Here is a 23,373-nt window from a genome sequence, read left to right as displayed (position 1 = left end):
AAGGCGTTGAGGTCGTCATTGTCCCGAGAGATGCGGTCGAGGTATGTCGCGACAGCATCGCTCGGCGCGACGTCCCCGTCGCGGATGCGCTCGGCGAGCGTCGTCGTCGGGACGAAAGGATCGACACGCTGCATAGGAAGACGTTCGTATCCAACCCTCTCGCTTACTCTGTATATACTCTCCGCATAGTCGGACTGCGACGGTGGGTCCGACCTGCGTCAGGCGGCCTGCGTCGAACAGTCCGCGTCAGGCGGCCTGCGTCGAACAGTCCGCGTCAGGCGGCCTGCGTCGAACAGTCCGCGTCAGGCGGCCTGCATCGAACGGTCCGCGTCGGGACTGTACGCGATCCACCGTCCGCCCCATAGCGTTAAGTAATCCTTCCAATCATACTCAACCAGCCGATTTATGCGGGACACCGAGCGGGGTGACGAGCCCGTCCTGACGGAGCCGCGCTCCGACCACATCGAGATCCTGCGGTCGAACACCCGAACAGCGATCGGGATTCTCCTCGGCGCGGCCACGCTCCTCTCGGTAGTCCCGATTATGGTTCAGTGGCTTCGGTTGTTCCAACTGACCACGTTGGAGCAAGTACTCGCCAGTGTCGCCTTGCTGCTGCTGTTCGTCACGGGACTCGTGACGAAGTCCTCGATCGACCTCTACAGGCGGATCCAGCGGATCCGAACGGAGCATCAACAGCAGACACAGCAACTCGAAGAGGAGATGCGACAGAACTTAGAGAGCGTACAGACCGGCGCGGAAGACACGTTCTACCCGCTCGCGTTCTCGATTTTTCTCCAGGACATTCCGAAGGCGTACGACTCCGACCACTACCTCCAAGAGCTCGTGGCGGAGGTCGAACTCCGGGATGGCGACATCTACTGGACGGAGACCTTCGAGGGACTGAACGCCTCTGAATCCGCCACTGAGTACCTCTCGGTTCTGATCACGAGCGAGGCGCAGATCGACGCGGCAGAACTGGACTTTCAACTGGAGCACAGAGACGGCAACGAGTGGCAAGAGAGCGAGAACTGGGAGGCAGAACGGGTCGCCGAGTACGACACCCTGGTCAAATTATACTTCCCGGAGCCGCTGGACCCCTCCGAGGAGTTCGGAATCAGGTGGTCGGCGACGTTCGACGAACCGACCGATCTCGACGAGCACTACTTCCACTTCCCGTGTCACCGGTTCAGGCGCGGGATCGATCGGCTCCACATCGAGATGGCGCTCGACGGAGCCACCGACGTCGAGATGCGGCGCGTCAGCAAAGAGACCACAGACCACTACCGCGACGCCGGCCGCGTGCAACTCACGCCCGAGGACATCGAGGAACTCGATCCGAACGTCGCACAGAAGCGCGACGGGACGCTCGACGTGACGTTCGCCGACGAACGCACCAGCGCGCTCTATCTCGCCAGGGCGCAGTTCTAATCCGGGCCAAATACTTTTATTCCAACGGACAGTAATCTTACACGAGCCAATGAGTGCCAAAGACACGATCGCGACGATCCGCGAGCGGATCGATGAACAGCAAGAACGGCACGAAATCCGCGACAGCAGCCCTGAATCCCCGACGTGAGCGGCGCCGGCCGGATCGGGAGTGCTGCCGCAGCGAATCTTCTCAGACCGTCAGTCGAGCGCTGAGGTCGTCAGCCACAGAGATAGATGGACACGAAACCGCGCGTCCTCCTCGTCGGCCACGACGACGAACCGGAGCCGCTCGACGCGACGACGGACGAGTCCCTCAGTGACGTTCTCTCGCGGAACCGGATTCCCGCGGCGTCGATCATCGCGACCGTCGACGGGGAGCCGGTCACCGACGCCGTCAGCCTCGACCCCGGAACGGAGTACCGGGTTCGACTCGTCGAAGGGTACGACCTCGACAGCGTACGGGACCTGTACGACCGACCGGACGACCCCGGTTCGGCCGCCGTCCACACACACCGACACGTCTCGTTCGCGTCGGACGGGACAGTCGGAATCGAGCGGACCCACCTCACGCTCGAAGAACTGGTGACCCACGTCGAATCGGTTGTCCGAGAGACGCTCGAGGAGTACGATCTCCTCGCCGCCGACTCAGTGCTCGTGGGGCTCTCCGGTGAAGTCGACAGCACCGCTCTGCTCATTGCGCTCCAGCGGATCGCCGACGAACGTTCCGACCTGACGGTCGCCGCAGCGACGGTCGACGACCCGTGGCGGCGCGACGCCGACCCCTCTGTCGCAGTTGAGTACGCGACGGAACTCGCCGCGGAGTTGGGAGTCGAGTTACACACGGTCAGTGGGACGGTCGCCGAGCGAGTGTACGGGATCGATGGGTCGTTCGCCGACGTGTTCGACAGGCTCTCGCAGACGGAGTACGACGAGTATGCGGCCGCGATCGGAGATCATCTCATCACCCGGTTACTGGAACACGTCGCGACGCGTGAGGGGTTCGAGACGATCGCCCTCGGCGCGCACGCGTCGGATCTCGTCGCCGGACTGCTGAAGTCGTTCGCGTCGGGGTTCGATGTCGGCGCGTTTCCGACGCGCACGTTCGGCGAACTCACGTACGTCTATCCCGCCGCGCTCCTCTCGAAGCGGGAACTGGCGCTATATCACTACGGTACCCGAGGCGAGTTCGTCGAACACGCGCTCTCCGCGGAGTGGACGATGCAGTCGAACGAGCAGACTCTCTATCGGTATCTGGCGGACCAGTTGTTGACGTATTGGCCCGGGATCGAGTACTGGCTACTCGAGGGTAACGCGAGGCGCACGCACGACGAACCCGACGGCGAAGCCTTCGCGTCGTGTGCGAACTGCGGAAAGACGAAACAGGCGCAGAGCCTCACGTCGACGGGGCCCCCGGTGGAGGGGAGCTGCCGAGTCTGCGAAATCCTGGAATCGCTCGGCTATCTCGACCACGGGACATCCTAACTGTCGTCACCAGCGACCGGTTGGCGGAGCCGGATACGATGGGAGTGCGCGCCGGTCCTCACCCGTCGTAGCCGACGAGCGTCGGGCTGTCGTCGTCGCTCTCCTCTTCGAGCGTGACGCGCTCGGTGGCCGCGTTGCGAAGGGCATCCGAGCGACCGAACTCGCCGGGAGCGATCGCGAACGTGCGACAGCCGCGCGCGTTGGCGGCCTCGATGGCGGGCTTGAAGTCCGTATCGCGGGAGGCGATCGCGATCACGTCGGCGCGGTCCTCGACGGCGAACTGCGTGACGTCGACCGCGAGTCGGACGTCCACGTCACCGCTGGTGACGATCACCTCGAAGCCGCGGGCTTCGGCCGCCTGAATCAACCCCGGCGTCGCGTGTTCGTCGAGATACAGTCGCGTCGCGGTCAACTGTCCCGCCTCGGCAGCCGCCTCCCGGACGTCGTCGAGGTCGACGTCGAACTCGTCGCGGAGGACGTTCGGCCCGTCGACGAACAGCGCGACCCGCGGTTCGTCGCCGTCGCCGAACAGCCGTCCCAACAGGTCCATAGCACCGCTACCGTGGGGATCGACATAACGCCGACGATGCACAGTTCGGCGCTCTCGTGACAGCGGCCAGCGTACCCCGGCCCCGACGTCCCCCCTCGACAAGTATAGTAGAAACATACACCTATTACACCTAATAGCCTAGACTTATGAAGTATAACGGTGAATAGAAAAACAGGATGAGTGCGAACGCGAATAAAAGCCACAGTTCGTTCACAATCGTCTCCGAAATGAACCCCCACGGTGGGCTCACGGTCCGGTCGAGTGGGACCAACGCGACGTACCACCTCGTCGATTACGCGGACGAATCCACCCGCGAGGCGCTCGAATCGCTGGCCGCCGGTGAGCGCGTGGATCTCGATCTCTCGCGGGTCGGTCGCCGCGGGAACGTCTGGCGAGCCAACGCGGTTACACCGCGGCTTTCGGCTGACGCCACCGAGGCTGGCCCGGCAGCCGGGAGCTGAGGCCGCTCGATACAGATCCGACTGAAGCCACCTCCGTCCAGCGCTCGCCGCCGCAGTCGGGACGACGGTTTCTCGGAAATTCGCTCTACAATCACGGATCAGTCCAGCATAACTGACTCGCACCCACGTTCGACCCTCAGACCAGCGCGTTCTGTCGTCTGCTGTCGTCATTCGCTCGGAGGACTCGACCTCACCGACACCGTCTGGTTCAGCGACACCTCTGAGAACGCCGTCGCCGTTCGTCTGGTTTCTGTATCGCGCTATACGATATATTATCCCGGCGAGTGCCGAATATACCAAAACATTTCTTGTCCCGACCCGACCCTCCGATATGGCCCCACGAAAGCCACCGCTGTCGGATCTCTACGCCGATGGCGCACGGTTTACCGACTTCGGCGGGTGGGAGATGCCGGTCGAGTTCGACTCGATCCAGACGGAGCACGCGGCCGTCCGCGAGTCCGTCGGCATCTTCGACGTGTCGCATATGGGGGAAATCACCGTCTCGGGACCGGACGCGACAGCGCTGCTGCAGCGGCTCACGTCCAACGACGTGCAAGCGCTCTCGGTGGGTGACTCCCAGTACGCGATGTTCACCGACGAGTCCGGGACGATTCTCGACGACACGATCGTCTACCGACTCCCCGACGAGGCGGCCGAGCGGTACCTCTTCGTCCCGAACGCCGGCCACGACGAGGAGGCGTACGACCGTTTCGTGGCGCACCGCGACGAGTGGGACCTCGACGCCGCGGTCGAAAACGAGACCGACACGTGGGCGATGGTTGCAGTTCAGGGGCCAGACGCCGTCGACGCCGTCGAGCGTGTCGCCGACGCGGACGTGTCGCCCTTCGACTGGGGCGACGGAACGTTCACTCAGGCCGCCGGCGTCGAATCGTGGGTGTCGCGAACGGGCTACACCGGCGAAGACGGCTTCGAGATCCTGTGTCCGACCGACGGCATCGAAGCGGTCTGGGAAGCCTTCGTCGAGAACCAGGGGTGCACACCCTGTGGACTCGGCGCCCGCGACACCCTTCGCACCGAGATGGGCTATCTCCTCTCGGGGCAGGACTTCGACCCCGCCGAAGAACCGCGAAACCCCTTCGAGGCGGGCGTCGGCTGGACCGTCGATCTCGACACGGAGTTCGTCGGTCGCGACGCCCTGGCAGAAATCGCCGACGCGGGCGTCGACGAGGAGTTCGTCGGCCTGATGCTGCGCGAGCGCGGTATCGCCCGTCACGGACACGAGATCCTCGCAGAGGGCGAGACGGTCGGACATGTCACCAGCGGGACGATGAGTCCCACGCTGGACGAGGCGATCGCGCTGGGATACGTCGAGAGCGACCTCGCCGATCCCGGTACCGAGGTCTCGGTGGCCGTCCGCGGGCGGGAGAAACGAGCGGAAATCGTACCCACACCATTCATCGACTGATATGTTCGAAGTACCCGAAGACCGGAAGTACATGGAATCGCACGAGTACGCAACCACCGACGGCGACACCGCGACCGTCGGCATCAGCGACTTCGCCCAGGACGAACTGGGCGACGTCGTCTTCGTCGAACTGCCGCAAACGGGCGACGAGGTGAGCCAAGACGCGGATTTCGGTGTCGTCGAGTCTATCAAGGCCGTCTCCGACCTCTACGCGCCGGTCTCCGGAACGGTGACCGCGGTGAACGAAGAACTGTTCGACCGGCCGGAGCTGGTGAACGAAGACCCCTACGGCGACGGCTGGATGCTCGAGATCGACGTCGCAGACGAAGGCGAATTCGACGACTTGCTGTCAGCCGACGAGTACCGGGAACAGACGGAGTAACTCGGGCGGGCGCACCGATCCTTCCGCCCGTCGAGCTGACGACTACGGACCGCAACCCCCATGAACGCGGAGTGCTGAGTACGACCGATGAGCCGACGACGACACGAGGACGCCGACGGCAGTCCGTACGCGCCGCACTCCCCCGACGAGACGGCGGCGATGCTGGACGAGGTCGGCGTCGAGAGCGAGGCAGAACTGTTCGATGTCCCGGACGACGTCCGCTTCGAGGGCGAACTGGGCATCGAGCCGCGGAACGAGCGCGAGCTTCGTTCGGAGATCGCAGCGACGCTCGCGAAAAACGACGATCTGACGGAGTTTCTGGGTCGTGACCACCACACTCACTACGTCCCGTCGGTCGTCGACGGACTCTCCGAACGCGCGGAGTTCCTGACGTCGTACACCCAGTATCAGCCCGAGGTCACCCAGGGATTCCTGCAGGCGCTCTTCGAGTACCAGTCGCTGCTCGTCGAGCTGACGGGGCTCCCGGTGGCCAACTGTTCGATGTACGACGCCGCGACTGCGCTCGGTGAGGCGGCGCGCCTCGCCGGACGCGTCCGAGCGGCGTCGGGAACGACGGTACTCGTCCCCGAGATCCTCCACGAGAACAAGCGCGCGGTCCTCGAGAACTACGTCGACGGGAGCGACCTCTCGATCGACACCTATCCGATGGACGACGGCAACGTGGACGTCGACGCGCTCGCCGAGCGAGCGGACGAGGAGACGGTGATGATCCACGTGGAGAACCCGACTGTCCGCGGGACGATCGAGGAGCACTTGTCGGCGGTCGGACGCGTCGCCGACGACGTCGAGGCGCTGTTCTGTCTCGGGACGGACGTCGTCGCACTCGGCCTCCTCGAAGAACCGGCCGGCGTCGGCGCGGACGTCGTCGTCGGCGAAGCCGACGCCCTCGGCCTCCCAACGGCGTACGGAATGGGCCTCGGTCTGTTCGCCACCCGCGAGTCGTTCCTCCGACAGGTGCCCGGGCGACTCGTCGGCGCGAGCGAGGACGAAACCGGTCGAAGAGCGTACACGCTGACGCTGCAGACCCGAGAACAGCACATCCGGAAGGAGCGCGCCACGTCGAACATCTGTACCAATCAGGCGTGGGTAGCGCTGCGGACCGCGATGCACCTGTCGCTGCTCGGCCCGGATGGGCTCGTGGATCTCGCGAGCGAGTGCGTCCGCGAGGCCGAGGCGCTCTCCGACCGGCTGAGCGCACTCGAAGGGCTCAGTGCGCCAGTTCACGACCGCCATCACTTCCGGGAGTTCCTCGTCCGAACCGACCGGCCTGCGCCGGCGATCGCTGGCGAGTTGGAGACCGAAGGGTTCGCGGTACACGCGGTCGACGAACACCGGTTGCAAGTGTGCGTAACAGAGGTGAACGCCGGGAAGACCGACGAACTGGTCGCGGCGTTCGAGGAGGTGCTCTGAGATGAATCACGATCAAGCCCGCTACGGCGACGACGAACGGTACGAATCGCTGCTCTCCGAGAAGGATTCGACGGAGATCGACATCGAGACCGACGCCGACTCGCCGTTGCCTGACGACCTGACGCGGGACAGCGTGGAGTTGCCGAGCCTCTCCGAACCCGAGGTGACGCGCCACTACACGCGGCTCTCGCAGATGAACTGGAGCGTCGAGACCGGTCCGTATCCCCTCGGATCGTGTACGATGAAGTACAACCCCACCTTCGCCGAGGACGTCGCGGCCGATCCGAACGGGGCCGTACACCCCGACCGCTCCGAGGAGAGCCTCCAGGGGACGCTGGAGGTCCTCTATCACCTCCAGGACTACCTCGCCCGAATCGGCGGAATGGACGCGGTGACGCTCCAACCGCCGGCCGGCGCAGCCGGCGAGTTCACCGGGATCCTCGTGGCGAAGGCGTACCACGAATCGCGGGACGACGACCGCTCTGAGGTCATCGTCCCCGCATCGGCTCACGGGACGAACTTCGCGAGCGCGGCGATGGCCGGCTACGACGTGGTCGAACTGCCGTCCGGTGACGACGGCCGCGTCGACCTCGAAGCGCTCGAGGCCGCCGTCTCGGAAGACACCGCGGCGCTGATGCTGACGAACCCGAACACCGTCGGCCTGTTCGAGCGAGACATCGAGGAGATCGCCGAGATCGTCCACGACGCCGGCGGACTGCTCTACTACGACGGGGCGAACCTCAACGCACTGCTCGGCCGCGCCCGTCCCGGCGATATGGGCTTCGACGTGATGCACTACAACGTCCACAAGACGTTCGCGACGCCGCACGGCGGCGGCGGTCCCGGCGCTGGGCCCGTCGGCGTCACCGAGGAGCTCGCGCAGTTCCTCCCCAGTCCTCGCGTCCGCGAGCGATCGGGAGCGTACGAACTGTACGATCCCGAGCGAACCATCGGCAAGGTCCACGGCTATCAGGGCAACTGGCTCGTCCTCGTGAAGGCGTACGCCTACATCGCGCGCCTCGGCGACGCGGGACTCGAAGACGCCTCCGCGAAGGCGGTCCTGAACGCGAACTACCTGGCCGAGCGACTCGACTGTGAGATCCCCTACGAGCCGTTCCACCACGAGTTCGCCGCGACTGCGGGCGAGCGCGACGCTGCAGACGTCGCGAAGCACATGCTGGATCACGGCGTCCACCCACCGACGACGAAGTGGCCCGAGTTCGTCCCCGAAGCGATGCTGACCGAACCCACCGAAGCAGAGACGATCGATTCGCTGAACGACCTCGCAGACGCATTCAACGCCGCGTTCGCGGCCGACAGCGAGGCGCTCGAATCCGCGCCCTCGAAGACCACGGCGCGACGGATCGATCAGGCGGACGCCGCCCGGAATCCGCAGTTGTCCTGGCAGGCGCTGGAACCGAGCGAAGAATAGCGCGAGTTAGGCTTTTGCGGTGCTGAGGCCGTCGATTTCGATGAACCCGTAGCCGCACTCGTTACAACTCCACTTCGTCTTCGTGCCGAGGTGGACCTCCATCGATGCGGTCTTCCAGAAGCCGTCGTGGCCGCACTCGGGACAGTCGTATTCGCGTTCAAGGCTCATATCCGTCGGCTATGGAATCAGCGGTGTTGAAGATACTGATTCGGTCGAACCGAATATAATTGATAAATCGATAAGCGCGATATAGAATGCTCGGAAGCTCCATCCGAACACAGATGCTCCGAGAGCAGAGAAACGGTGAGGCCGCTACTGATCGCGCGACCGGTCGGTGTCGTTATCGACCGCAGCGGCGTGTAGCTCCTGTGCCCGTGCTGAGTCGACGTCGAGGTCCGGCACCGGAACCGGTTCGCCCTCCTCGTCGATTGCGACGTAGATGAAGTGCGATTCCGTGGTGAGTTGTCGCTCGCCCGAGAGCGGGTCCTCGCTGAACACCCGGAGGAGGACGGTCACGCTCGTCGTCCCCGCCTTGTAGACGTAGGACTCGATCAGCGCAGTGTCGCCGCGGGGGATCGGCCGGTGGAAGTCGACGCCCTCGATCCGCGCGGTGACGACGGTCTGCCCGGCGAACCGCATCGCCGACATCGCGCCGACCTCGTCCATCCACTTGACGACGTTGCCCCCGTGTGCGGTGTCGTTGTTGTTGGTGTCGTTCGGCTGGACGAGTACGCGGTTCTCGATGTAGGTGTCTTCGAGCGGGATCGACGTCATAGGTCCGTATACCCCGAGGCGGGTAATCGGTCTGTCGCCTTCAGATACTGACGATCACCGAGCGCCGTCTACGCCGAGACGCTTACGGGCCTCGGCCCCCATACTCACGTCGTGGACAGCGACGGACTCCTCATCGGAATCGCCGCCGTGTTCGCGGGGACGACAGTCCTGATGGTGGTCCTCGCGTTCGTCTTCCAGCCGTTCCTGCTGCTCTTCGCTGCGATCTTCGGCGCGGCGACGTACCTGCTGTGGTACCACGCCAGCGGTCGCCTCACAGAGCGGATCAGACAGACCGCCGCCGACCGGGCCGAGCGGCGTCGGGCGAACGCGGCCGCGCGAGGCCCCGGTGACTTCGAGGGATTCGGGCCGGGCCGACGAGCCGCCGGTGCGGCCGGCGATCGACGGGTCGGCGGTAACCGACGGCGGGCAGACGATCGCCGCGGCGGACGCGGACCGCGAACCGACCGGAACGAACCGACCGCCGAGGAGGCCTACCGGACGCTCGATCTCGAACCCGGAGCGGACGAGGCGGCGGTGAAAGCGGCCTACCGCGAGCGGGTGAAAGCAGTCCATCCCGACACCGAATCCGGTGACGAGGAGCAGTTCAAGCGAGTCAACCGTGCGTACGAGCGGTTGACGGAGTGAGCAGTGACTGCGAGAGTGGGTCACCGGTGCTATCGCGACTCCGGAGCGCTACTGTGACAAGACAACTCACACCACGAAAAGGGTTTTAGCGGATTACCTCTACAGGAGCAATATGAGCGCTGATCGGGCCGTACTCGAATCGGCCCTCGAGCGCGGCGAGGAGGAGGGCGGCAGCGTCGAATTCAAAGAGCGACTGTCGCGGGACGTCCACCTCGCGGACGGCCGACTGGAGAGTCTCGCGGCGCAGTTGCGGCATCGCGTGCTCTCGGGTGACGGAGCGGCGACCTACGTGGTCGGCGTCACCGACGACGGCGGCATCGCCGGAATCCCACCCGACGCGTTCTCCGAGTCGATGGACGTACTCTCGATCCTCGCCGAGGAGGCCGGCGCCCACATCGACGACGTCGAGACCTGGGGCGTCGGCGAGGACAGCGAACGGGGACTGGTCGGGGTCGCGACCGTCCACGAGGGAGCGATGCTCGACGTCGACGACGACCACATCGTCGTCGGCACCGCGGGCCACGTCGACCACGGAAAGTCGACGCTCGTCGGATCGCTCGTCACCGGCGAGGCCGACGACGGCGAGGGCGGGACCCGGGGATTCCTCGACGTCCAACCCCACGAGGTCGAACGCGGCCTCTCCGCGGATCTCTCCTACGCGGTGTACGGCTTCACCGACGACGGCGCGGTCCATATGGACAACCCCCATCGGAAATCTGATCGCGCACGCGTGGTGGAGGAAGCCGACCGCCTCGTCTCGTTCGTCGACACGGTCGGGCACGAGCCGTGGCTCCGGACGACCATCCGCGGACTGGTCGGGCAGCGACTCGACTACGGCCTCCTGGTCGTCGCCGCCGACGACGGGCCGACGAAGACGACGCGCGAGCACCTCGGGATCCTCCTCGCGATGGAGTTGCCGACCGTCGTCGCGATCACGAAGGCCGACGCCGTCGACGACGCGCGACTGGACGAGGTCGAACGCGAGGTCGAGCGGATGCTCAGAGACGTCGGCCGCACCCCGCTCGGTGTCGATCGCCACGGCGTCGACGCCGCGGTCGAGGAACTGAGCGACTCGGTCGTCCCGATCGTCCGGACGAGTGCAGTGACGATGGCCGGCCTCGACGACCTGGACGCGATGTTCGAGCGCCTGCCGAAGACCGCAAGGGACTCGCGGGAGGACTTCCGGATGTACGTCGATCGGACCTACTCGGTGACGGGCGTCGGCGCGGTCGCCTCCGGGACAGTGAACTCCGGCAGCGTCGAGACCGGCGACGAACTCCTGCTGGGGCCGATGGCCGACGGCTCCTACCGCGAAGTCGAGGTGCGGTCGATCGAGATGCACCATCACCGCGTCGACCGCGCGAAGGCCGGCCGGATCGTCGGTATCGCACTCAAAGGCGTCGACGAGTCCGAGATCGAGCGGGGGATGGCGCTCCTGCCGGCCGACGCCGACCCGCCCTCGGTGCAGTCCTTCGAGGCCGAAGTGATGGTGTTGAACCATCCGACGCGGATCCGCGACGGCTACGAACCGGTGGTCCACCTCGAAACGGCGAGCGAAGCGGTGATCTTCCATCCGGAGGGCGGGCAGTTGCTTCCTGGCGACACGGGGGCGGCGACCGTCGAGTTCAAATTCCGGCCGTATCTGGTCGAGGAGGGCCAGCGCTTCGTCTTCCGCGAGGGGCAATCGAAGGGCGTCGGCACGGTCGTCGACGTCGAGGGAGACGACGCGGACGACGTCGCGGGCGACGACTGACCGGATTGCGAACGACGGCTGACTGGGTTGTGACCGACGGCTGACTGGGTTGTGACCGACGGCTGACTGGGCTGCGGCAGCGCCCGCGACGTTGAAGTTCGACGATCCCTTCTCCGCTGATATGGTTTCACTGCCTGCGCTCGCGCTCGTCGGCTTTCTCGGCGGCGTCCAGGTTCTCGAGACGGCGCTCGATGCGCTGAACCTCCGGTACGGCGCCAGGGCCGTCCGTGACGCCGCCGAGTGGGTCCGGACGGCGCTCGACGTCGACGACCCCGAGACGATGCTCTCGTATCAGCGCTCGAAGACGGTCCTCTCGCGACTGCAGTCGTGGCTCGCTATCGTCGCGCTGCTCGGAGTCGTGGTCTCCGGGGTCTACGGCGATATCGCGTTCGCGCTCTCGGAGACGGGACTCCCGAGCGTCGCACAGGGCGTGCTGCTGCTCGCGGGGGCGATCCTCGCCGGACGCGTCCTGTCGATCCCGTTCGACGCCTACGAGACGTTCGTGGTCGAGGAGCGCTTCGGGTTCAACAACCAGACGCTGGCGCTGTGGCTCCGCGACCTCCTCGTCGGTACGGTCGTCGCGCTCGCGTTCGGGGGGATCGTCGCCGCCGCGGTGCTCGCGGCCGTCGCGGCACTCCCGACGCTGTGGCCCGTGGCGGGGTGGGCGCTCGTCGTCGCCTTCTCGCTGAGCGTGATGATCGTGTATCCGCGGGTGATCGCGCCGCTGTTCAACGACTTCGAGCCGATCGCGGACGGGGACCTCCGGGAAGCGGTCGAAGACGTGTTCGAACGCGCGGGCTTCGCGTGCGAGCAGATCTACGAGATGGACGCGAGCCGTCGCTCCTCGCACTCGAACGCCTACTTCGTCGGGTTCGGTCGAGCCAAGCGCGTGGTGCTGTTCGACACGCTGATCGAGCAGATGGACCGGGAGGCGATCCAGGCGGTGCTCGCGCACGAACTCGCCCACTGGAAGAAGGCGCACATCTGGAAGCAGGTGGCCGCCTCGGCGGTGCAGATGGCCGTGGTGTTCGCGTTCCTCTGGTGGGTGACGACGTCCCAGTGGGTGTACACGGCGTTCGGCCTGCCAGCGGAGACGTACGCCGCGCTCGGAATCGGCCTGCTCTACGCCGGGCCGGTGCTGACGCTCTCGGCTCCGCTGACGAACAAGCTGTCACTCGCGCACGAGCGCGAGGCCGACGACTTCGCCGCCGAGACGATGGGCGGCGCGGACGCGATGACGCGCGCGCTCCGCACACTCGCCGGCGAGAACCTCAGTAATCCGTTCCCGCACCCGGCGTACGCCGCGTTCCACCTGACGCATCCGCCCATCCCCGAGCGGATCCGTCGACTGCGAGAGGAGTACGGCGCTCACGGGAGTGACGACGGAGAAGGTGGAGACGTCCCCGCCGGCGACGACGCTCCCGGCGTGCCGCCGGCGACGTAGCCCGGGTCGTTACGCCTGCTCGCGATCCGGGTGAACCCGGACGTATCCGTCGTCGCGTTCCGCGGCCAGATCGAGGCGGACGGCCCAGGCCAGGATGCGTTCGACGCGCTCGCGCCAGACGTCCCGCCAGTCTTCGGCGGCGCGGTGCGTCTCCCAGACGGGGACGCGCTCTTCGAAGTCGGCGAACACCGTGTCAACGTCGACGGGGTCGTCCGTGTCGAGCGCGGCCAGGACTTCCCGCGCGCCGTAGACGCGCTCGTGGAACGCCTCCCGAAGGTGGGCTTCTGTAGGATCGGTCGATTCGCGGACGAACGACCCCGACGCCGTCTCGCGGGCGAGTTCGAGCGCGCGCAGAAACGTGAGCCACGTCCGGGCGACGTCCCTGGACGGGAAATCGAGGCGTCGCATCAGGCGGGCGCAGCAGTCATCCTCGGACCCGGGGACGAGCGGGACGGCGCGCTGGGCGTCCGCGACGAGATCGAGCGACGCGGGGGGTTCGGGAAGGAGTTTGAATCGCACCGTTATCAGAGGTCGAACGCCTCGGCTAGGAGTGCCTCGTCGGTCTCACCGAGGACGTGCGTCGGCCCGTCGATCACGTCGATGGTGACCTGTGCGGGCGCGAACACGCTCTCGGGCACCTCGTAGAAGTCCCAGTCGGCGTCGTCGAAGATCTTCGCGAACGGGACGCCGTACTCCGCGCCGGCGCTGGAGGGGACGCGGTCGAACTCCGCGAAGTCCTCCGCGACAGTGAGGTGGACCTCGCCCCCGTACGCGACGGCGTCGTTCGTGCGCGCCATCGCGACGCTCTCGTCGTAGGAGACGGGGGCGACCGGCGCGGAACCGAACGCCGAGCGAACGTTGCGGACGTCGTAACCGAGTTCGAACAGCCGGAACACCGCGAGTTCGGCCGCGCGTGCGGCCGCGGTGACACTGCCCACTGTCGAGCCGGTGGCGTACGAGGGGAGGAAGACGCCGCTGGGTTCGACTTCAGCGCGGTCGGCGACGTGTTCGGCGATCCGGTCGTCAGGGAGGTCGATGCTCTCCACCGAGAGGACGGTGAGATCGAACTCGTCGACGTACTCCAGCGTGTGGAACTCGTCCTCCTCGGCGACGAGGGCTCGCGCCGGGCCGGAGCCGAGGCCGTCGAACGGCGGGTCCTCGAAGCCGAGTTCCCAGCCGCCTTTCTGCGAGCAGAGCAAGGAGATCGCCGGGTGGTCGGTCTGGAGTTCCACGTGCGGGACCGCCGCGCCGGCGATGTCGTCCATCCGTGACTGGACCGTCGAGAGGCCGGCGGTCTGGATTTCGGCGAGGAGCATCCCGGCTTCGATGCCGCCCGCGGCGTCGACGCCGAAGTCGAGGACGGTCGCCCCCGAATCCAGTTCGTAGGGGTCGACACGGAGCTCGTCGGCGAAGTCGATGGCCTCGTCGACGAGTTCGATGGCCATCCGATTGATCGAGTCCATACAGGGCCGATGGGCCGCGCGGGGTAAATGAGTTGGTAGTCGGGCGTGACGCAGGGTTTCTTTTATGCGCAGGTGTGTGAACGTCTATCACATAATTCCGTGGTTTCGAGGCTTCTCGCAGCCGTTTGGCGTCAGACAGTACACAAAGTATTTACCACACCTGGTACTTGTTTGGTCCGTACCCCTACCTATGGAGACAGCAGCGAGTAACGCGGACCGAGTCCGAACGATCGGACGGACGCGTTCCTGCGTCGGTACGCGCAAAGCTGGTGTCGACGATCGATGCGACCAACACAAACTATGACAGGAAATACAAACAAGACGCGCGCAGTGATCCTCGCGGCGCTGATGGTTCTCAGTGTCTTCGCTGGGACCATAGCGTTCACGGGGAGTGCTGCTGCGCAAGACTATGCTGGTGGCGCTGTGCAGTTCGATAATGACACCAGCAGCAACACGAACTGGATCATTGAGGTACCGACCGACGGATTCGTTGATAACAGTACCGCGGATAAGAGCAACGTTACGTTGCTTGACGACGGTGACGAAATCAACGATGAAGTAGATAGAATTATTACTGTTAATGGTCAGAATAGCAGTGGCGCTGTCGTCCTGGAACTGAACGGGAAATACGCGTCAAACGATCTTGAGGTCGAATTCAACGATCAGTTCAGCGGTGGAATCGCAGGTAGTACATTCGACGTTGAATTCGCGGCTTCGACAATCGACGGAGACGGCTTCGCCAGCGGAAACAGTAATCAGACACTGTTCGCGGGTGAGACCGTTGCCGTCGTGAACGAGACCGATGCTTCAGGCGGTTCGTCGGTATCGATTGAGGGAGACGGCAACAACTACTTCCAGACATTCGCTAACGGCACTAACAGCAGTGTCTTCTACGTGAACACGGACGATCTGTCGGGTGACTACGAATACGACGAGAGTGGTAACTTCCTTGTCGTCCGTGACCTCGGCCTGGGCGTCAGTATCGATGATCTGAACGTTACGACCGACGATAGTATCGAAGGCACAGTCAACGCTGTTGACTCTGGCCGCGATGTCACCGTTGAACTGCTAGATAGTAGTGGTGACGTGGAGAAGACTGACACTGGAGAACTCAGTGGTCAGGGCGAGTACGACTTCGACTTCTCCGCCAGCGACATTGACACGGGCGACTACAGTGTCGAGGTAACTGACAATAACACCCAGATTCAGGTCGAATCCTCGACAGTCACCGTCAGTGAGGCGTCTGACGCAGACGTCAACTTCGCCTCCAACTCGATCGTTAATCAGCGTGGTGACTTCATCGAATTCACCGTCGAGATGACCTCGACCTCCGAAGCGACGATCAGCTTTGGTTCGGCAAGCGACGGCGTCAAAGCGAACGCCACCGTTGAGGACGACGACGGCGACGATCAGGTGACCGTCTACCTCAACACGTACAACCTTGGGAACGGTAATGACGTCTTCAGTCTGGATGACGACAGCGACGACGTCATTAACAATCAGAACAATCAAGTTCAGACGAACGACCTAGTTGACGCCGGTAGCTACGATCTTGAGGTCGAGGCCGATGATCAAACTGTCGCAACTGGCGTGACGAACGCCGACGACGTTGCGACAGTTACACTGGACGAGCGCAGCACAGATACCCTCCGAATGTGGACGGGTAGTTCGGATGAGCTCGGAACCGTTTCTAACCTCGAAGACGTCAACGAGGGGATCGCAAACGGCGAGATCACCCAGTCCTCAGAGATTGCTGTCGGCGACTACGCAGTCCATCAGGTCGTGGCCTCCGGCCTCGAGGGTGCACTCGACGCACGCGACAATGAGGATGTCACGCAAAACTTCAACGACACCGTCCGGAGCGGACCACTAAACCTGACAATTGAGGAGTCTAGTCCGGGCGCAAACCAAGATGCATCCGAACTCAACCTCAGTTACGGTGACAACGTGACCGTCATCGCTGACGGTGCCAACGACACCTACTTCATCATCGTCGACACCGGTGATGTGGGCCTTGCTGCACCGCGAAATGAGTCGCTCCCGCAGGACGATGACACGTCACTGGAGACGAACTTCACCATCCTACAGGATGACGCTGGGTTCGACTTCACGCCTGACAGCGACTTCGACGACGACGAGAACTCCGAGACATTCGTTGAGTTCAACGCAAATGAGCCTGACGTGAACGTCGATGAGCCGTTCGACGTGGCAAACGCTGAAGGGCAGACCATCAGCGGCGACACGAACATCGCCCCGGGCACCGAGCTGACGATCCGTGTGCGCAGTCAGGACGGCACGAGCCCGAGCTTCCTGAAAACGGCATCACCCGTTGTCCAGCCTGATGGCTCGTTCAACGCGACGTTCGACTTTAGTGGACAGAACGTTGGCGACCAATACGACATCGTTGTCGTGAACCCGTTCGTCGGCGATACCGAGGAAGAGGGTGAAGTCGTCGAATCGATGAGTATGACGACTGAGGCGCCCGACACGACGACTGAGGCGCCCGACACGACGACTGAGGCGCCCGACACGACGACTGAGGCGCCCGACACGACGACCGAAGCGCCCGACACGACCACTGAAGAACCGGCCACGGAGACGCCGACCTCCACGCCCGGCTTCGGTGTCGTCGTCGCCCTGACGGCGCTCATCGCCGCAGCCCTGCTCGCCATCCGCCGCGACTAAGGCTCTCACGAGCCTTCGTCTGCGCCGGAAACGACAGGACTGATCGGTTGAATTACCGGATCCACTCCGGTCTTCGGTTTCCATTTCTTTCGACGTTATCCAGAGAGCGACAGCAAGAGAGTGCAGGGTGCCTCTTTCCGGCAGTACTGACCGAGAGTTTATTTTTTGATAACCGGGAGCGGAAGTATTTAAATTTCAAATGGAATCCTCAAAACACCCCTACCCACAATACTGCAGTGGTCTCCAGTCGCTGGTGGGGGAAATTCAGCGAAAAGGAGGACCGCTGCACACGAAATGTTACAATGAGATTACGTACAAACGAGTGCCGCGCGGTGTTCCTCACAGTGCTACTGGTCCTGAGTGTCTTCGCTGGGACCGTCGCGTTCTCGGGGAGCGTTGCAGCCGCAGGGGCCTCTACTGACACCGGGAATAGTAGTATCACACCAGCAACAGTAGATGAAGAAAGCACCAACACGTACACGTTCACGCTCAACGCGAGCAACATCAACACGAGTGGAGACGGGGATCAGATATTCTCCGTCGATTTACCCGATAATTTCACCACGGACAGTTCGGCAGTTCAAGCGACCTCTGTGAATGAAGGAAGTGTAACGTTCGGTTCGGACAGTATTGATACAACTACCAACACGATCAACGTTACCCTTTCCGACAATAGCGGAGTTAACGACGACACAGTCAATGTCTCCTTCGAGGTTACAGATGTCGGCGTCCCTGATGTCTCGGGAGATACGACAGTAAACGCGCAGTTCGGCGTCGACTACGACGGTGATGGGGCCATCCCCAGTGGAGGGAACGACGCAGCCTACAGTAACTTCCAGCAGATCACGATCCAAGACTCTGGCGTCGGCCCGCAATCCGGTAGTCCGACACTCGAAAGTGCAATCCACTACGACAACGATCCGTCTTCGAGCGTCGACTCCGAAATCGAACTCGCGTTCAGCGAGCAGATGGATTCGAGCACGCTCAGCAATATCCAGCCGTACGTCGACGACGCTGCCGTTCCGGGAGGCGATTACAGTATCGACCAAGCCGACAAGGGCCGTGTCGTCATCCAGTTCACCAACAACGAACTCCGAACGGGTGACGTGGTCGTCGACGTCCCGGATTCGGTAACCGACACGACCGGCAACGGTGTCAGCAACAGCGGAAACGAAACGGTGACGTTCGCTCCGTCGACGGTCAAAGGCGGAAACGACCTCTCGGCGTATCGAGGCAGTAACGTCTCGGTGATCGCGAACAGTGTCGGTTCCGACGTGACCATCGAGGGGGCTGGAGATGAAACGGATTCGTACTTCGCACAGGGCTCTACCGGCCCGACGAGCAAGGTCTACGTGCTCTACACTGAGGAGAGAAACCTCGGCACGTTCGATATCGACGTCGAGGGAACGTCGGGGACCGCGAACCTGACGCTCCGTGATCTCGGGCTCACAATCGCTGCCGACGACAGCAGCGTGACCACCGAAGAGGACATCACGGGGACCGTCGAGGCCCGCGGTTCGGGGCGATCGTTGACTCTCGAACTGCTCGATAACAGCGGGGATACGGTCGACGGATCGACCACCACGGCCTCGCTCAACGGGCAGGGCGAATACGACTTCAGCTTCGATCCCTCCAGTTCCGGACTGGATCTCGATCCCGGCAACTACACCGTCCTCGTGACGGACGATTACTCCGGCGTCGAAGCCGAGTCGTCAGACGTTACAGTCAGCGAGGCGGGAGACGAAGCAGCCGACTTCGCATCGACGACAGTCAATGATCAGCGCGGTGATACTGTTGCGTTCACTGTCGAAGTGGACAACACTGACACCGCGACAGTGACCTTTGGCACAGAAAGTCAGGGCGTCGTCTCCAACGTCAGCGTCGAGGACAACAACGGTGACGACGAGGTTACACTCTATCTGAACACCTACTCGCTCTGGACTGTCGGTGAAACGTCCGGCGAACTCAGTCAGAGTAGTAGCACTTCTCTCTGGAACGTCGACGACGAAAGCGATGACGAGGTCCTGAGTTGGGACCTCTCGTCCAACACGTCGGATCTGATCGATGCCGGTGACTACGATCTCGAAGCACGTCCGAACGAGGGCGTCTCCGGGACGGATTCGACTGGCATCGCGACGGTGGTCCTCGAAGAACGTGACACGCAAGAGTTCCGCACGTGGACGGCCCCTGAGGGGACGACGATCGCTGATCTCGAAGACGTGACTGAAGCCGTCGATAACGGGGAACTGACGCAGACCAGCGATATCGCGAACGGCGACATCGTCGTTCACGAACTCCAGAGTACCGGTCTCGAGGGCGCACTCGGTGCCCAGCAGACCGAAGACGTCTCCGAGCAGTTCTTCGATAATAGCTTCTACGGTAGCGTCTACGACCTCACGGTCGAGCAATCTGAAGCCGGTGCGAACCAGGACGCCTTCGAGGTGCTGCTCAACGAGAGCAACACGACAGTGCTGGCCGACGGGGGCAACGACACCTACTACGTCTACTACGACACGGACGTGATCAACACCACACGAAGCGATCAGAGCATCCCGGACGACGAGGGACTGACTGCGAACTTCACCGTCTTCAACGACAACGGATTCGACTTCGTCTCCGACGACCTGGCCGACGACGAAGATGAGGAGACGCTCGTCGACTACGAGGTCACAGAGCCCGACGTGACGGTCGATGAGCCGTACAACGTCTCACAGGCCGGTGACCAGACCATCAGCGGTGACACGACGCTCGCACCGGGCACAGAACTGACGCTCCGCGTCCGGAGTACGGGCGATACGAGCCCGAGTTTCCTGAAGACCGCGTCGCCGGTGGTCCAGTCCGACCGGACCTGGAGTGCGACGTTCGACTTCAGTAGCCAGAGTATCGGTGACGAGTACGACATCGTCGTCAACGGCGGCAACGCGGACGAAGTGTCCGAGTCCGGTGAAGTCGTCGAGGCTGTCGACACGACGACCGAGCCTGTGGACACCACTACGGAGCCCGCAGACACGACCACTGAACCCGCCGACGCGACGACCGAGCCTGCGGACACGACGACCGAGCCCGCAGACACGACCACTGAAGAACCGGCCACGGAGACGCCGACCTCCACGCCCGGCTTCGGTGTCGTCGTCGCACTGACGGCGCTCATCGCCGCAGCCCTGCTCGCCATCCGCCGCGACTAAGCGAGAACTCCCATCTTCGATGGGCACGGTCCCAAGCAGAACAACCGGAGCGACTCCGGTCCCGCAGTGCGGTTCATCTCTCCATTCTTCCACATCCGACAGCCGCTGTGCTCTCCATCGAGCACCGGAAATGAGTCCTAGCAGTCACAAGAGATGAGTAACGACGATAGACGGCTGAAAAAGCGAAGACTGAGCGTACCGGGCCGATCAGTACCCGAACTGCTCGCGGATGAGGACGACCGTGGTCCGGCCCTCCTCGGCCTCACGGCGGAAGATGAGCTGTTTCGCAATCGCAGATTCGACGCCGTAGGCCTCCTGTGCGCGTTCGTTCTCCAGCGGGTACGCGACGGATTCGAGGCGATCCAGTGCGTCGTCCAGCGTCGGAACGACCTTGTTCGCGCCGCTGACGATGACGACGTTGCCCGCGGCGAAGGGGTACGCGCCGATTCGACTGCCTGAGAGGTCCGCGGCGACGAGTTCGCCGGTCTGTGCGATGGCGTTGATGCCGCCGAGGAAGTAATCCGCAGTCTGAGATTTCCGGCGTGCGGCCTGCCGCTCCGCGTCGTCGTCGATGCTCCAGATCTCGTCCGGGAGGCTCTCCCACTCGTGATCGCCCTCGGAGAGATAGTCCATAAAGCCGATCTCTTCGAGCGTCGTCGAGTGGCCGTTCATCACGGACGCGCCCGCGGGGATGTGCGACTGGATGGTCTCGAGTGCCTCGTCGGCGGAGTCGACGACGACGACCTCGAATCCGCGGGCTTCGAGGTTCGAGACGGTCTCCTCGATCGTCTCGTCGTCGGGAAGTTCGTCGAGCGTGCTGTCGATATCGGTTTCGTCGATGTAGTCTGTTTTCTGCTGTGACATATGGAATGCGTCGGATTCGACAGTTCTGTGTAGAACCGCGAACCGCTTAAACACTCGCAGACACCCGTATCAGGTGGTAACACCGGTGTTACTCGGACGCGCTGACAGGAAGACCGGTCGCCGCTCCGGGATCCGCCTGGTCGAAAGTCAGACACGTTCACGAGCGTGACTGATCTGGGCCCCACGGGGTCTCTGCACGCAGCGGGCTCAGTCGTCAGTCGCGTCTGGGGGACTCGTCTTCCCGCTCGTGTACGCCGCGCCGTTCCCGGCGGATCTCCACCAGGGCTACACGGTCATGCTGTCTCGATGGGTCCGATGGTCCCGATGGTCCTCCTGGTGGCGTGGGTTTTGCAGCCCTTACGTCGGCGCATACGCCACCGATTTCTTCCCTCGACCCGTACAGGAGACTGATTCGGGAGGCGTCGGTCCGGGCGCTGACGTTTTTGTCGCTGGCGGCCACACCAGAGACTATGTCTGCTCTCACCGACGTAGTCGACGGCATCGTCCACGAGCCCACGCAGGTCCGTGAGGACGCCGTCGACCTCACCGTGAACGAAATCTACGAAATCCACGGCCCCGGTCGGGTCGACTTCGGCGGCGGCGAACTCACCGACGCCGACCTCGTTCCGCACAGTCGAACCTGGCGCGATCAGGGCGACGACTACCAGTGGTGGCACCTCGAAGCGGGGACGTACCTCCTCGAGTACAACGAATCGTTGACCGGGCCGGCGGTGCTCCAAGCGCGGGGCGAAATCCTCGAACGCGGTGGATCGCACCCGACGCTCCACGTGACGGAACTCCCGCGCGTCCCGCTGACCGTCGGCGGTGCAGGCCTCCGGCTCAAAGAGAACGCACGGGTGTCGACGCTGCTGTCGCGGTGAGCGATTCGCGCCACCGTTCGCGAAGTCGCCCGTTCGTGACCACTTCGGTGATAGACCCCCCGAGAACGGCTTTTCAGCGGGAGCGCAGAGCTTGCTCACACGATCGGCGACGACGCTGCAGCGGCCCTGGCGGCTTTGGTAGCCAGTGAGCCGCACCCTCGTCATCGGAGAGATAGACGGAGTACATTTCGACTGAGACGGAACGGTCGACGCCGCCAGGAGGGAGGACAGAACAGAAGGGCTCGGCGTGAAATGCTAGCGTATGACCGACGAATCAGGCATCGACGCGCCCGAAAGCGACGTACCCGAGAGCGATGCCCCCACAGTCTCGTGTTCACGGTGTAACCGCGAGTGGGACCTCTACTTCGAGTTCGAGGAACTGTACGCTGGGAACCGAGCCGTCGAACAGTTCGCCCTCGATCACGAGCGTCACACTGGACACTTTCCCGACGATGTGACGCCCTGGGTCGTAGAGTGTCGGCACTGCCCGGATGGTGATCGCTATCTGGAGGAACGGCCTGCCCGTCGCTGGGCGAAAACCCACGCACGGCACACCGACCACACGGTCGAATTCCGACCCCCGACGAAGCAGGGGTCGACCGAGCTGATCCACGGTGAGTGAGCGGACGAGAGTGCGTACCGGGCCCGTGATCGCCGTTTGCCGTATCCGGGCGGATCAGAGCGGCGTTCCTCCTTCCGAGACGGGACGTCAACAGGACGGTAAGATGGCACCGGATGCGATGTCGCTCCGTGCTCGGAACATCGGATCTCGGTCCATCATCAATAATTCGTGTTCTTTTTTGGAATAAAAATGAACATTTGATAGTACAGTAGAATCATAATCGTTCATTCAGCCAAAGTGTTTTAGGTATCGTCAGCGAAACAATAGATGCAATGAACGACAGCAGTGAGGAGTCCGAGGCAGCACCGATTGCGACGACAAGCCGCGTTCCCCCCGAGGAAACCGAATCGAACACGAAATCTGACAGCGCCCCGATCACGACCGCGACTCGGGCCCCCGAACTCGACTGAAGTCACGACGACAGCAATCTCGACCTGAAGATTGCAGGACGCGTACATTCCGACT

General features: G+C 63.4%; 21 protein-coding genes. 15 read left to right on the top strand and 6 right to left on the bottom strand.

The window, feature by feature from the left end:
- The first annotated feature begins 405 nt into the window (after positions 1 to 405).
- Both BLU74_RS16275 and BLU74_RS16270 read left to right on the top strand, forming a co-directional pair.
- Entirely contained in the window at positions 406 to 1,428 is a 1,023-nt protein-coding gene (locus BLU74_RS16275) for a hypothetical protein (protein WP_089769271.1), read from the top strand.
- 234 nt (positions 1,429 to 1,662) lie between these two features.
- Positions 1,663 to 2,910 carry a tRNA lysidine(34) synthetase gene (locus tag BLU74_RS16270; RefSeq protein WP_089769269.1) on the top strand — a complete coding sequence of 416 codons (1,248 nt, stop codon included), beginning with the start codon at positions 1,663 to 1,665 and terminating at the stop codon, positions 2,908 to 2,910.
- A 58-nt stretch (positions 2,911 to 2,968) separates the two neighbouring features.
- On the opposite strand, the gene BLU74_RS16265 is transcribed toward BLU74_RS16270, so the two are convergent.
- A complete protein-coding gene (locus BLU74_RS16265; RefSeq protein WP_089769267.1) occupies positions 2,969 to 3,460 on the bottom strand; it encodes an NYN domain-containing protein in 492 nt (163 codons plus the stop codon).
- A 176-nt stretch (positions 3,461 to 3,636) separates the two neighbouring features.
- On the opposite strand from BLU74_RS16265, the gene BLU74_RS16260 reads away from it, so the two are divergent.
- The 5 genes from BLU74_RS16260 to gcvPB all read left to right on the top strand — a co-directional run bounded on the left by BLU74_RS16260 (position 3,637) and on the right by gcvPB (position 8,592).
- Positions 3,637 to 3,921, top strand: coding sequence for a DUF7999 family protein (locus tag BLU74_RS16260; RefSeq protein WP_089769265.1), 285 nt, complete (start codon positions 3,637 to 3,639; stop codon positions 3,919 to 3,921).
- 331 nt (positions 3,922 to 4,252) lie between these two features.
- Positions 4,253 to 5,347: a glycine cleavage system aminomethyltransferase GcvT gene (gene gcvT / locus BLU74_RS16255; RefSeq protein ID WP_089769264.1), complete on the top strand. Its 1,095-nt coding sequence runs from the start codon at positions 4,253 to 4,255 to the stop codon at positions 5,345 to 5,347.
- A gap of 1 nt (position 5,348) precedes the next feature.
- Positions 5,349 to 5,729, top strand: coding sequence for a glycine cleavage system protein GcvH (gene gcvH, locus BLU74_RS16250; protein WP_089769262.1), 381 nt, complete (start codon positions 5,349 to 5,351; stop codon positions 5,727 to 5,729).
- Positions 5,730 to 5,816: 87 nt separating this feature from the next.
- Entirely contained in the window at positions 5,817 to 7,160 is a 1,344-nt protein-coding gene (gcvPA, locus tag BLU74_RS16245) for an aminomethyl-transferring glycine dehydrogenase subunit GcvPA (RefSeq protein ID WP_089769260.1), read from the top strand.
- A 1-nt stretch (position 7,161) separates the two neighbouring features.
- On the top strand, positions 7,162 to 8,592 hold the full coding sequence (gcvPB, locus tag BLU74_RS16240) for an aminomethyl-transferring glycine dehydrogenase subunit GcvPB (protein ID WP_089769258.1): 1,431 nt from the start codon (positions 7,162 to 7,164) through the stop codon (positions 8,590 to 8,592).
- 6 nt (positions 8,593 to 8,598) lie between these two features.
- On the opposite strand, the gene BLU74_RS19090 is transcribed toward gcvPB, so the two are convergent.
- The gene (locus tag BLU74_RS19090) at positions 8,599 to 8,760 is read right to left on the bottom strand and encodes a DUF7838 family putative zinc beta-ribbon protein (RefSeq protein WP_175454687.1); all 162 of its coding nucleotides are present in this window, start codon (positions 8,758 to 8,760) and stop codon (positions 8,599 to 8,601) included.
- Positions 8,761 to 8,904: 144 nt separating this feature from the next.
- Positions 8,905 to 9,366, bottom strand: coding sequence for an acyl-CoA thioesterase (locus BLU74_RS16235; protein WP_089769256.1), 462 nt, complete (start codon positions 9,364 to 9,366; stop codon positions 8,905 to 8,907).
- A 111-nt stretch (positions 9,367 to 9,477) separates the two neighbouring features.
- On the opposite strand from BLU74_RS16235, the gene BLU74_RS16230 reads away from it, so the two are divergent.
- The 3 genes from BLU74_RS16230 (at position 9,478) to BLU74_RS16220 (ending at position 13,208) form a co-directional block, all read left to right on the top strand.
- Positions 9,478 to 10,011: a J domain-containing protein gene (locus BLU74_RS16230; protein WP_089769253.1), complete on the top strand. Its 534-nt coding sequence runs from the start codon at positions 9,478 to 9,480 to the stop codon at positions 10,009 to 10,011.
- Between the two features lie 112 nt (positions 10,012 to 10,123).
- Complete coding sequence (locus tag BLU74_RS16225; RefSeq protein WP_089769251.1) at positions 10,124 to 11,764, top strand: GTPBP1 family GTP-binding protein; 1,641 nt, start codon at positions 10,124 to 10,126, stop codon at positions 11,762 to 11,764.
- Between the two features lie 121 nt (positions 11,765 to 11,885).
- Complete coding sequence (locus tag BLU74_RS16220) at positions 11,886 to 13,208, top strand: M48 family metallopeptidase (protein WP_089769280.1); 1,323 nt, start codon at positions 11,886 to 11,888, stop codon at positions 13,206 to 13,208.
- A gap of 9 nt (positions 13,209 to 13,217) precedes the next feature.
- Here the strand turns inward: BLU74_RS16220 and BLU74_RS16215 are convergent, their stop codons facing one another.
- Complete coding sequence (locus BLU74_RS16215; RefSeq protein WP_089769249.1) at positions 13,218 to 13,727, bottom strand: double winged helix-containing putative transcriptional regulator; 510 nt, start codon at positions 13,725 to 13,727, stop codon at positions 13,218 to 13,220.
- 5 nt (positions 13,728 to 13,732) lie between these two features.
- Positions 13,733 to 14,671: a methenyltetrahydromethanopterin cyclohydrolase gene (gene mch / locus BLU74_RS16210; RefSeq protein ID WP_089769247.1), complete on the bottom strand. Its 939-nt coding sequence runs from the start codon at positions 14,669 to 14,671 to the stop codon at positions 13,733 to 13,735.
- A 300-nt stretch (positions 14,672 to 14,971) separates the two neighbouring features.
- On the opposite strand from mch, the gene BLU74_RS16205 reads away from it, so the two are divergent.
- Together BLU74_RS16205 and BLU74_RS16200 are read left to right on the top strand one after the other, a co-directional pair.
- On the top strand, positions 14,972 to 17,356 hold the full coding sequence (locus tag BLU74_RS16205) for a DUF7827 domain-containing protein (RefSeq protein ID WP_175454688.1): 2,385 nt from the start codon (positions 14,972 to 14,974) through the stop codon (positions 17,354 to 17,356).
- A 302-nt stretch (positions 17,357 to 17,658) separates the two neighbouring features.
- The gene (locus BLU74_RS16200) at positions 17,659 to 20,541 is read left to right on the top strand and encodes a BGTF surface domain-containing protein (protein WP_089769243.1); all 2,883 of its coding nucleotides are present in this window, start codon (positions 17,659 to 17,661) and stop codon (positions 20,539 to 20,541) included.
- A gap of 207 nt (positions 20,542 to 20,748) precedes the next feature.
- Here the strand turns inward: BLU74_RS16200 and BLU74_RS16195 are convergent, their stop codons facing one another.
- Positions 20,749 to 21,405, bottom strand: coding sequence for a lactate utilization protein (locus BLU74_RS16195; RefSeq protein WP_089769241.1), 657 nt, complete (start codon positions 21,403 to 21,405; stop codon positions 20,749 to 20,751).
- 470 nt (positions 21,406 to 21,875) lie between these two features.
- Here BLU74_RS16195 and BLU74_RS16190 point away from each other — a divergent pair, with 470 nt between their 5' ends.
- From BLU74_RS16190 to BLU74_RS19085, 3 genes are all read left to right on the top strand, one after another.
- A complete protein-coding gene (locus BLU74_RS16190; protein ID WP_089769239.1) occupies positions 21,876 to 22,286 on the top strand; it encodes a dCTP deaminase/dUTPase family protein in 411 nt (136 codons plus the stop codon).
- A 262-nt stretch (positions 22,287 to 22,548) separates the two neighbouring features.
- Positions 22,549 to 22,908, top strand: coding sequence for a DUF8062 family protein (locus tag BLU74_RS16185; RefSeq protein WP_089769237.1), 360 nt, complete (start codon positions 22,549 to 22,551; stop codon positions 22,906 to 22,908).
- A gap of 272 nt (positions 22,909 to 23,180) precedes the next feature.
- Positions 23,181 to 23,318: a hypothetical protein gene (locus tag BLU74_RS19085; protein WP_175454686.1), complete on the top strand. Its 138-nt coding sequence runs from the start codon at positions 23,181 to 23,183 to the stop codon at positions 23,316 to 23,318.
- Positions 23,319 to 23,373: the final 55 nt, after the last annotated feature.

The sequence above is a fragment of the Halobellus clavatus genome, assembly GCF_900107195.1.
Taxonomy (GTDB): domain Archaea; phylum Halobacteriota; class Halobacteria; order Halobacteriales; family Haloferacaceae; genus Haloquadratum; species Haloquadratum clavatum.
This window is presented reverse-complemented; position numbering and strand designations above follow the sequence as displayed.

Excerpts from the sequence above, each read along its gene's own strand:
- BLU74_RS16205 (WP_175454688.1), top strand. The coding sequence starts at position 14,972 with ATGACAGGAAATACAAACAAGACGCGCGCAGTGATCCTCGCGGCGCTG.
- BLU74_RS16235 (WP_089769256.1), bottom strand. The coding sequence starts at position 9,366 with ATGACGTCGATCCCGCTCGAAGACACCTACATCGAGAACCGCGTACTC.
- gcvPB (WP_089769258.1), top strand. The coding sequence starts at position 7,162 with ATGAATCACGATCAAGCCCGCTACGGCGACGACGAACGGTACGAATCG.
- gcvT (WP_089769264.1), top strand. The coding sequence starts at position 4,253 with ATGGCCCCACGAAAGCCACCGCTGTCGGATCTCTACGCCGATGGCGCA.
- BLU74_RS16190 (WP_089769239.1), top strand. The coding sequence starts at position 21,876 with ATGTCTGCTCTCACCGACGTAGTCGACGGCATCGTCCACGAGCCCACG.
- BLU74_RS16220 (WP_089769280.1), top strand. The coding sequence starts at position 11,886 with ATGGTTTCACTGCCTGCGCTCGCGCTCGTCGGCTTTCTCGGCGGCGTC.
- BLU74_RS16265 (WP_089769267.1), bottom strand. The coding sequence starts at position 3,460 with ATGGACCTGTTGGGACGGCTGTTCGGCGACGGCGACGAACCGCGGGTC.
- BLU74_RS16275 (WP_089769271.1), top strand. The coding sequence starts at position 406 with ATGCGGGACACCGAGCGGGGTGACGAGCCCGTCCTGACGGAGCCGCGC.
- BLU74_RS16270 (WP_089769269.1), top strand. The coding sequence starts at position 1,663 with ATGGACACGAAACCGCGCGTCCTCCTCGTCGGCCACGACGACGAACCG.
- BLU74_RS16185 (WP_089769237.1), top strand. The coding sequence starts at position 22,549 with ATGACCGACGAATCAGGCATCGACGCGCCCGAAAGCGACGTACCCGAG.
- BLU74_RS16195 (WP_089769241.1), bottom strand. The coding sequence starts at position 21,405 with ATGTCACAGCAGAAAACAGACTACATCGACGAAACCGATATCGACAGC.
- BLU74_RS19085 (WP_175454686.1), top strand. The coding sequence starts at position 23,181 with ATGAACGACAGCAGTGAGGAGTCCGAGGCAGCACCGATTGCGACGACA.
- BLU74_RS16200 (WP_089769243.1), top strand. The coding sequence starts at position 17,659 with ATGAGATTACGTACAAACGAGTGCCGCGCGGTGTTCCTCACAGTGCTA.
- BLU74_RS16260 (WP_089769265.1), top strand. The coding sequence starts at position 3,637 with ATGAGTGCGAACGCGAATAAAAGCCACAGTTCGTTCACAATCGTCTCC.
- gcvH (WP_089769262.1), top strand. The coding sequence starts at position 5,349 with ATGTTCGAAGTACCCGAAGACCGGAAGTACATGGAATCGCACGAGTAC.
- BLU74_RS19090 (WP_175454687.1), bottom strand. The coding sequence starts at position 8,760 with ATGAGCCTTGAACGCGAATACGACTGTCCCGAGTGCGGCCACGACGGC.
- BLU74_RS16225 (WP_089769251.1), top strand. The coding sequence starts at position 10,124 with ATGAGCGCTGATCGGGCCGTACTCGAATCGGCCCTCGAGCGCGGCGAG.
- gcvPA (WP_089769260.1), top strand. The coding sequence starts at position 5,817 with ATGAGCCGACGACGACACGAGGACGCCGACGGCAGTCCGTACGCGCCG.
- mch (WP_089769247.1), bottom strand. The coding sequence starts at position 14,671 with ATGGACTCGATCAATCGGATGGCCATCGAACTCGTCGACGAGGCCATC.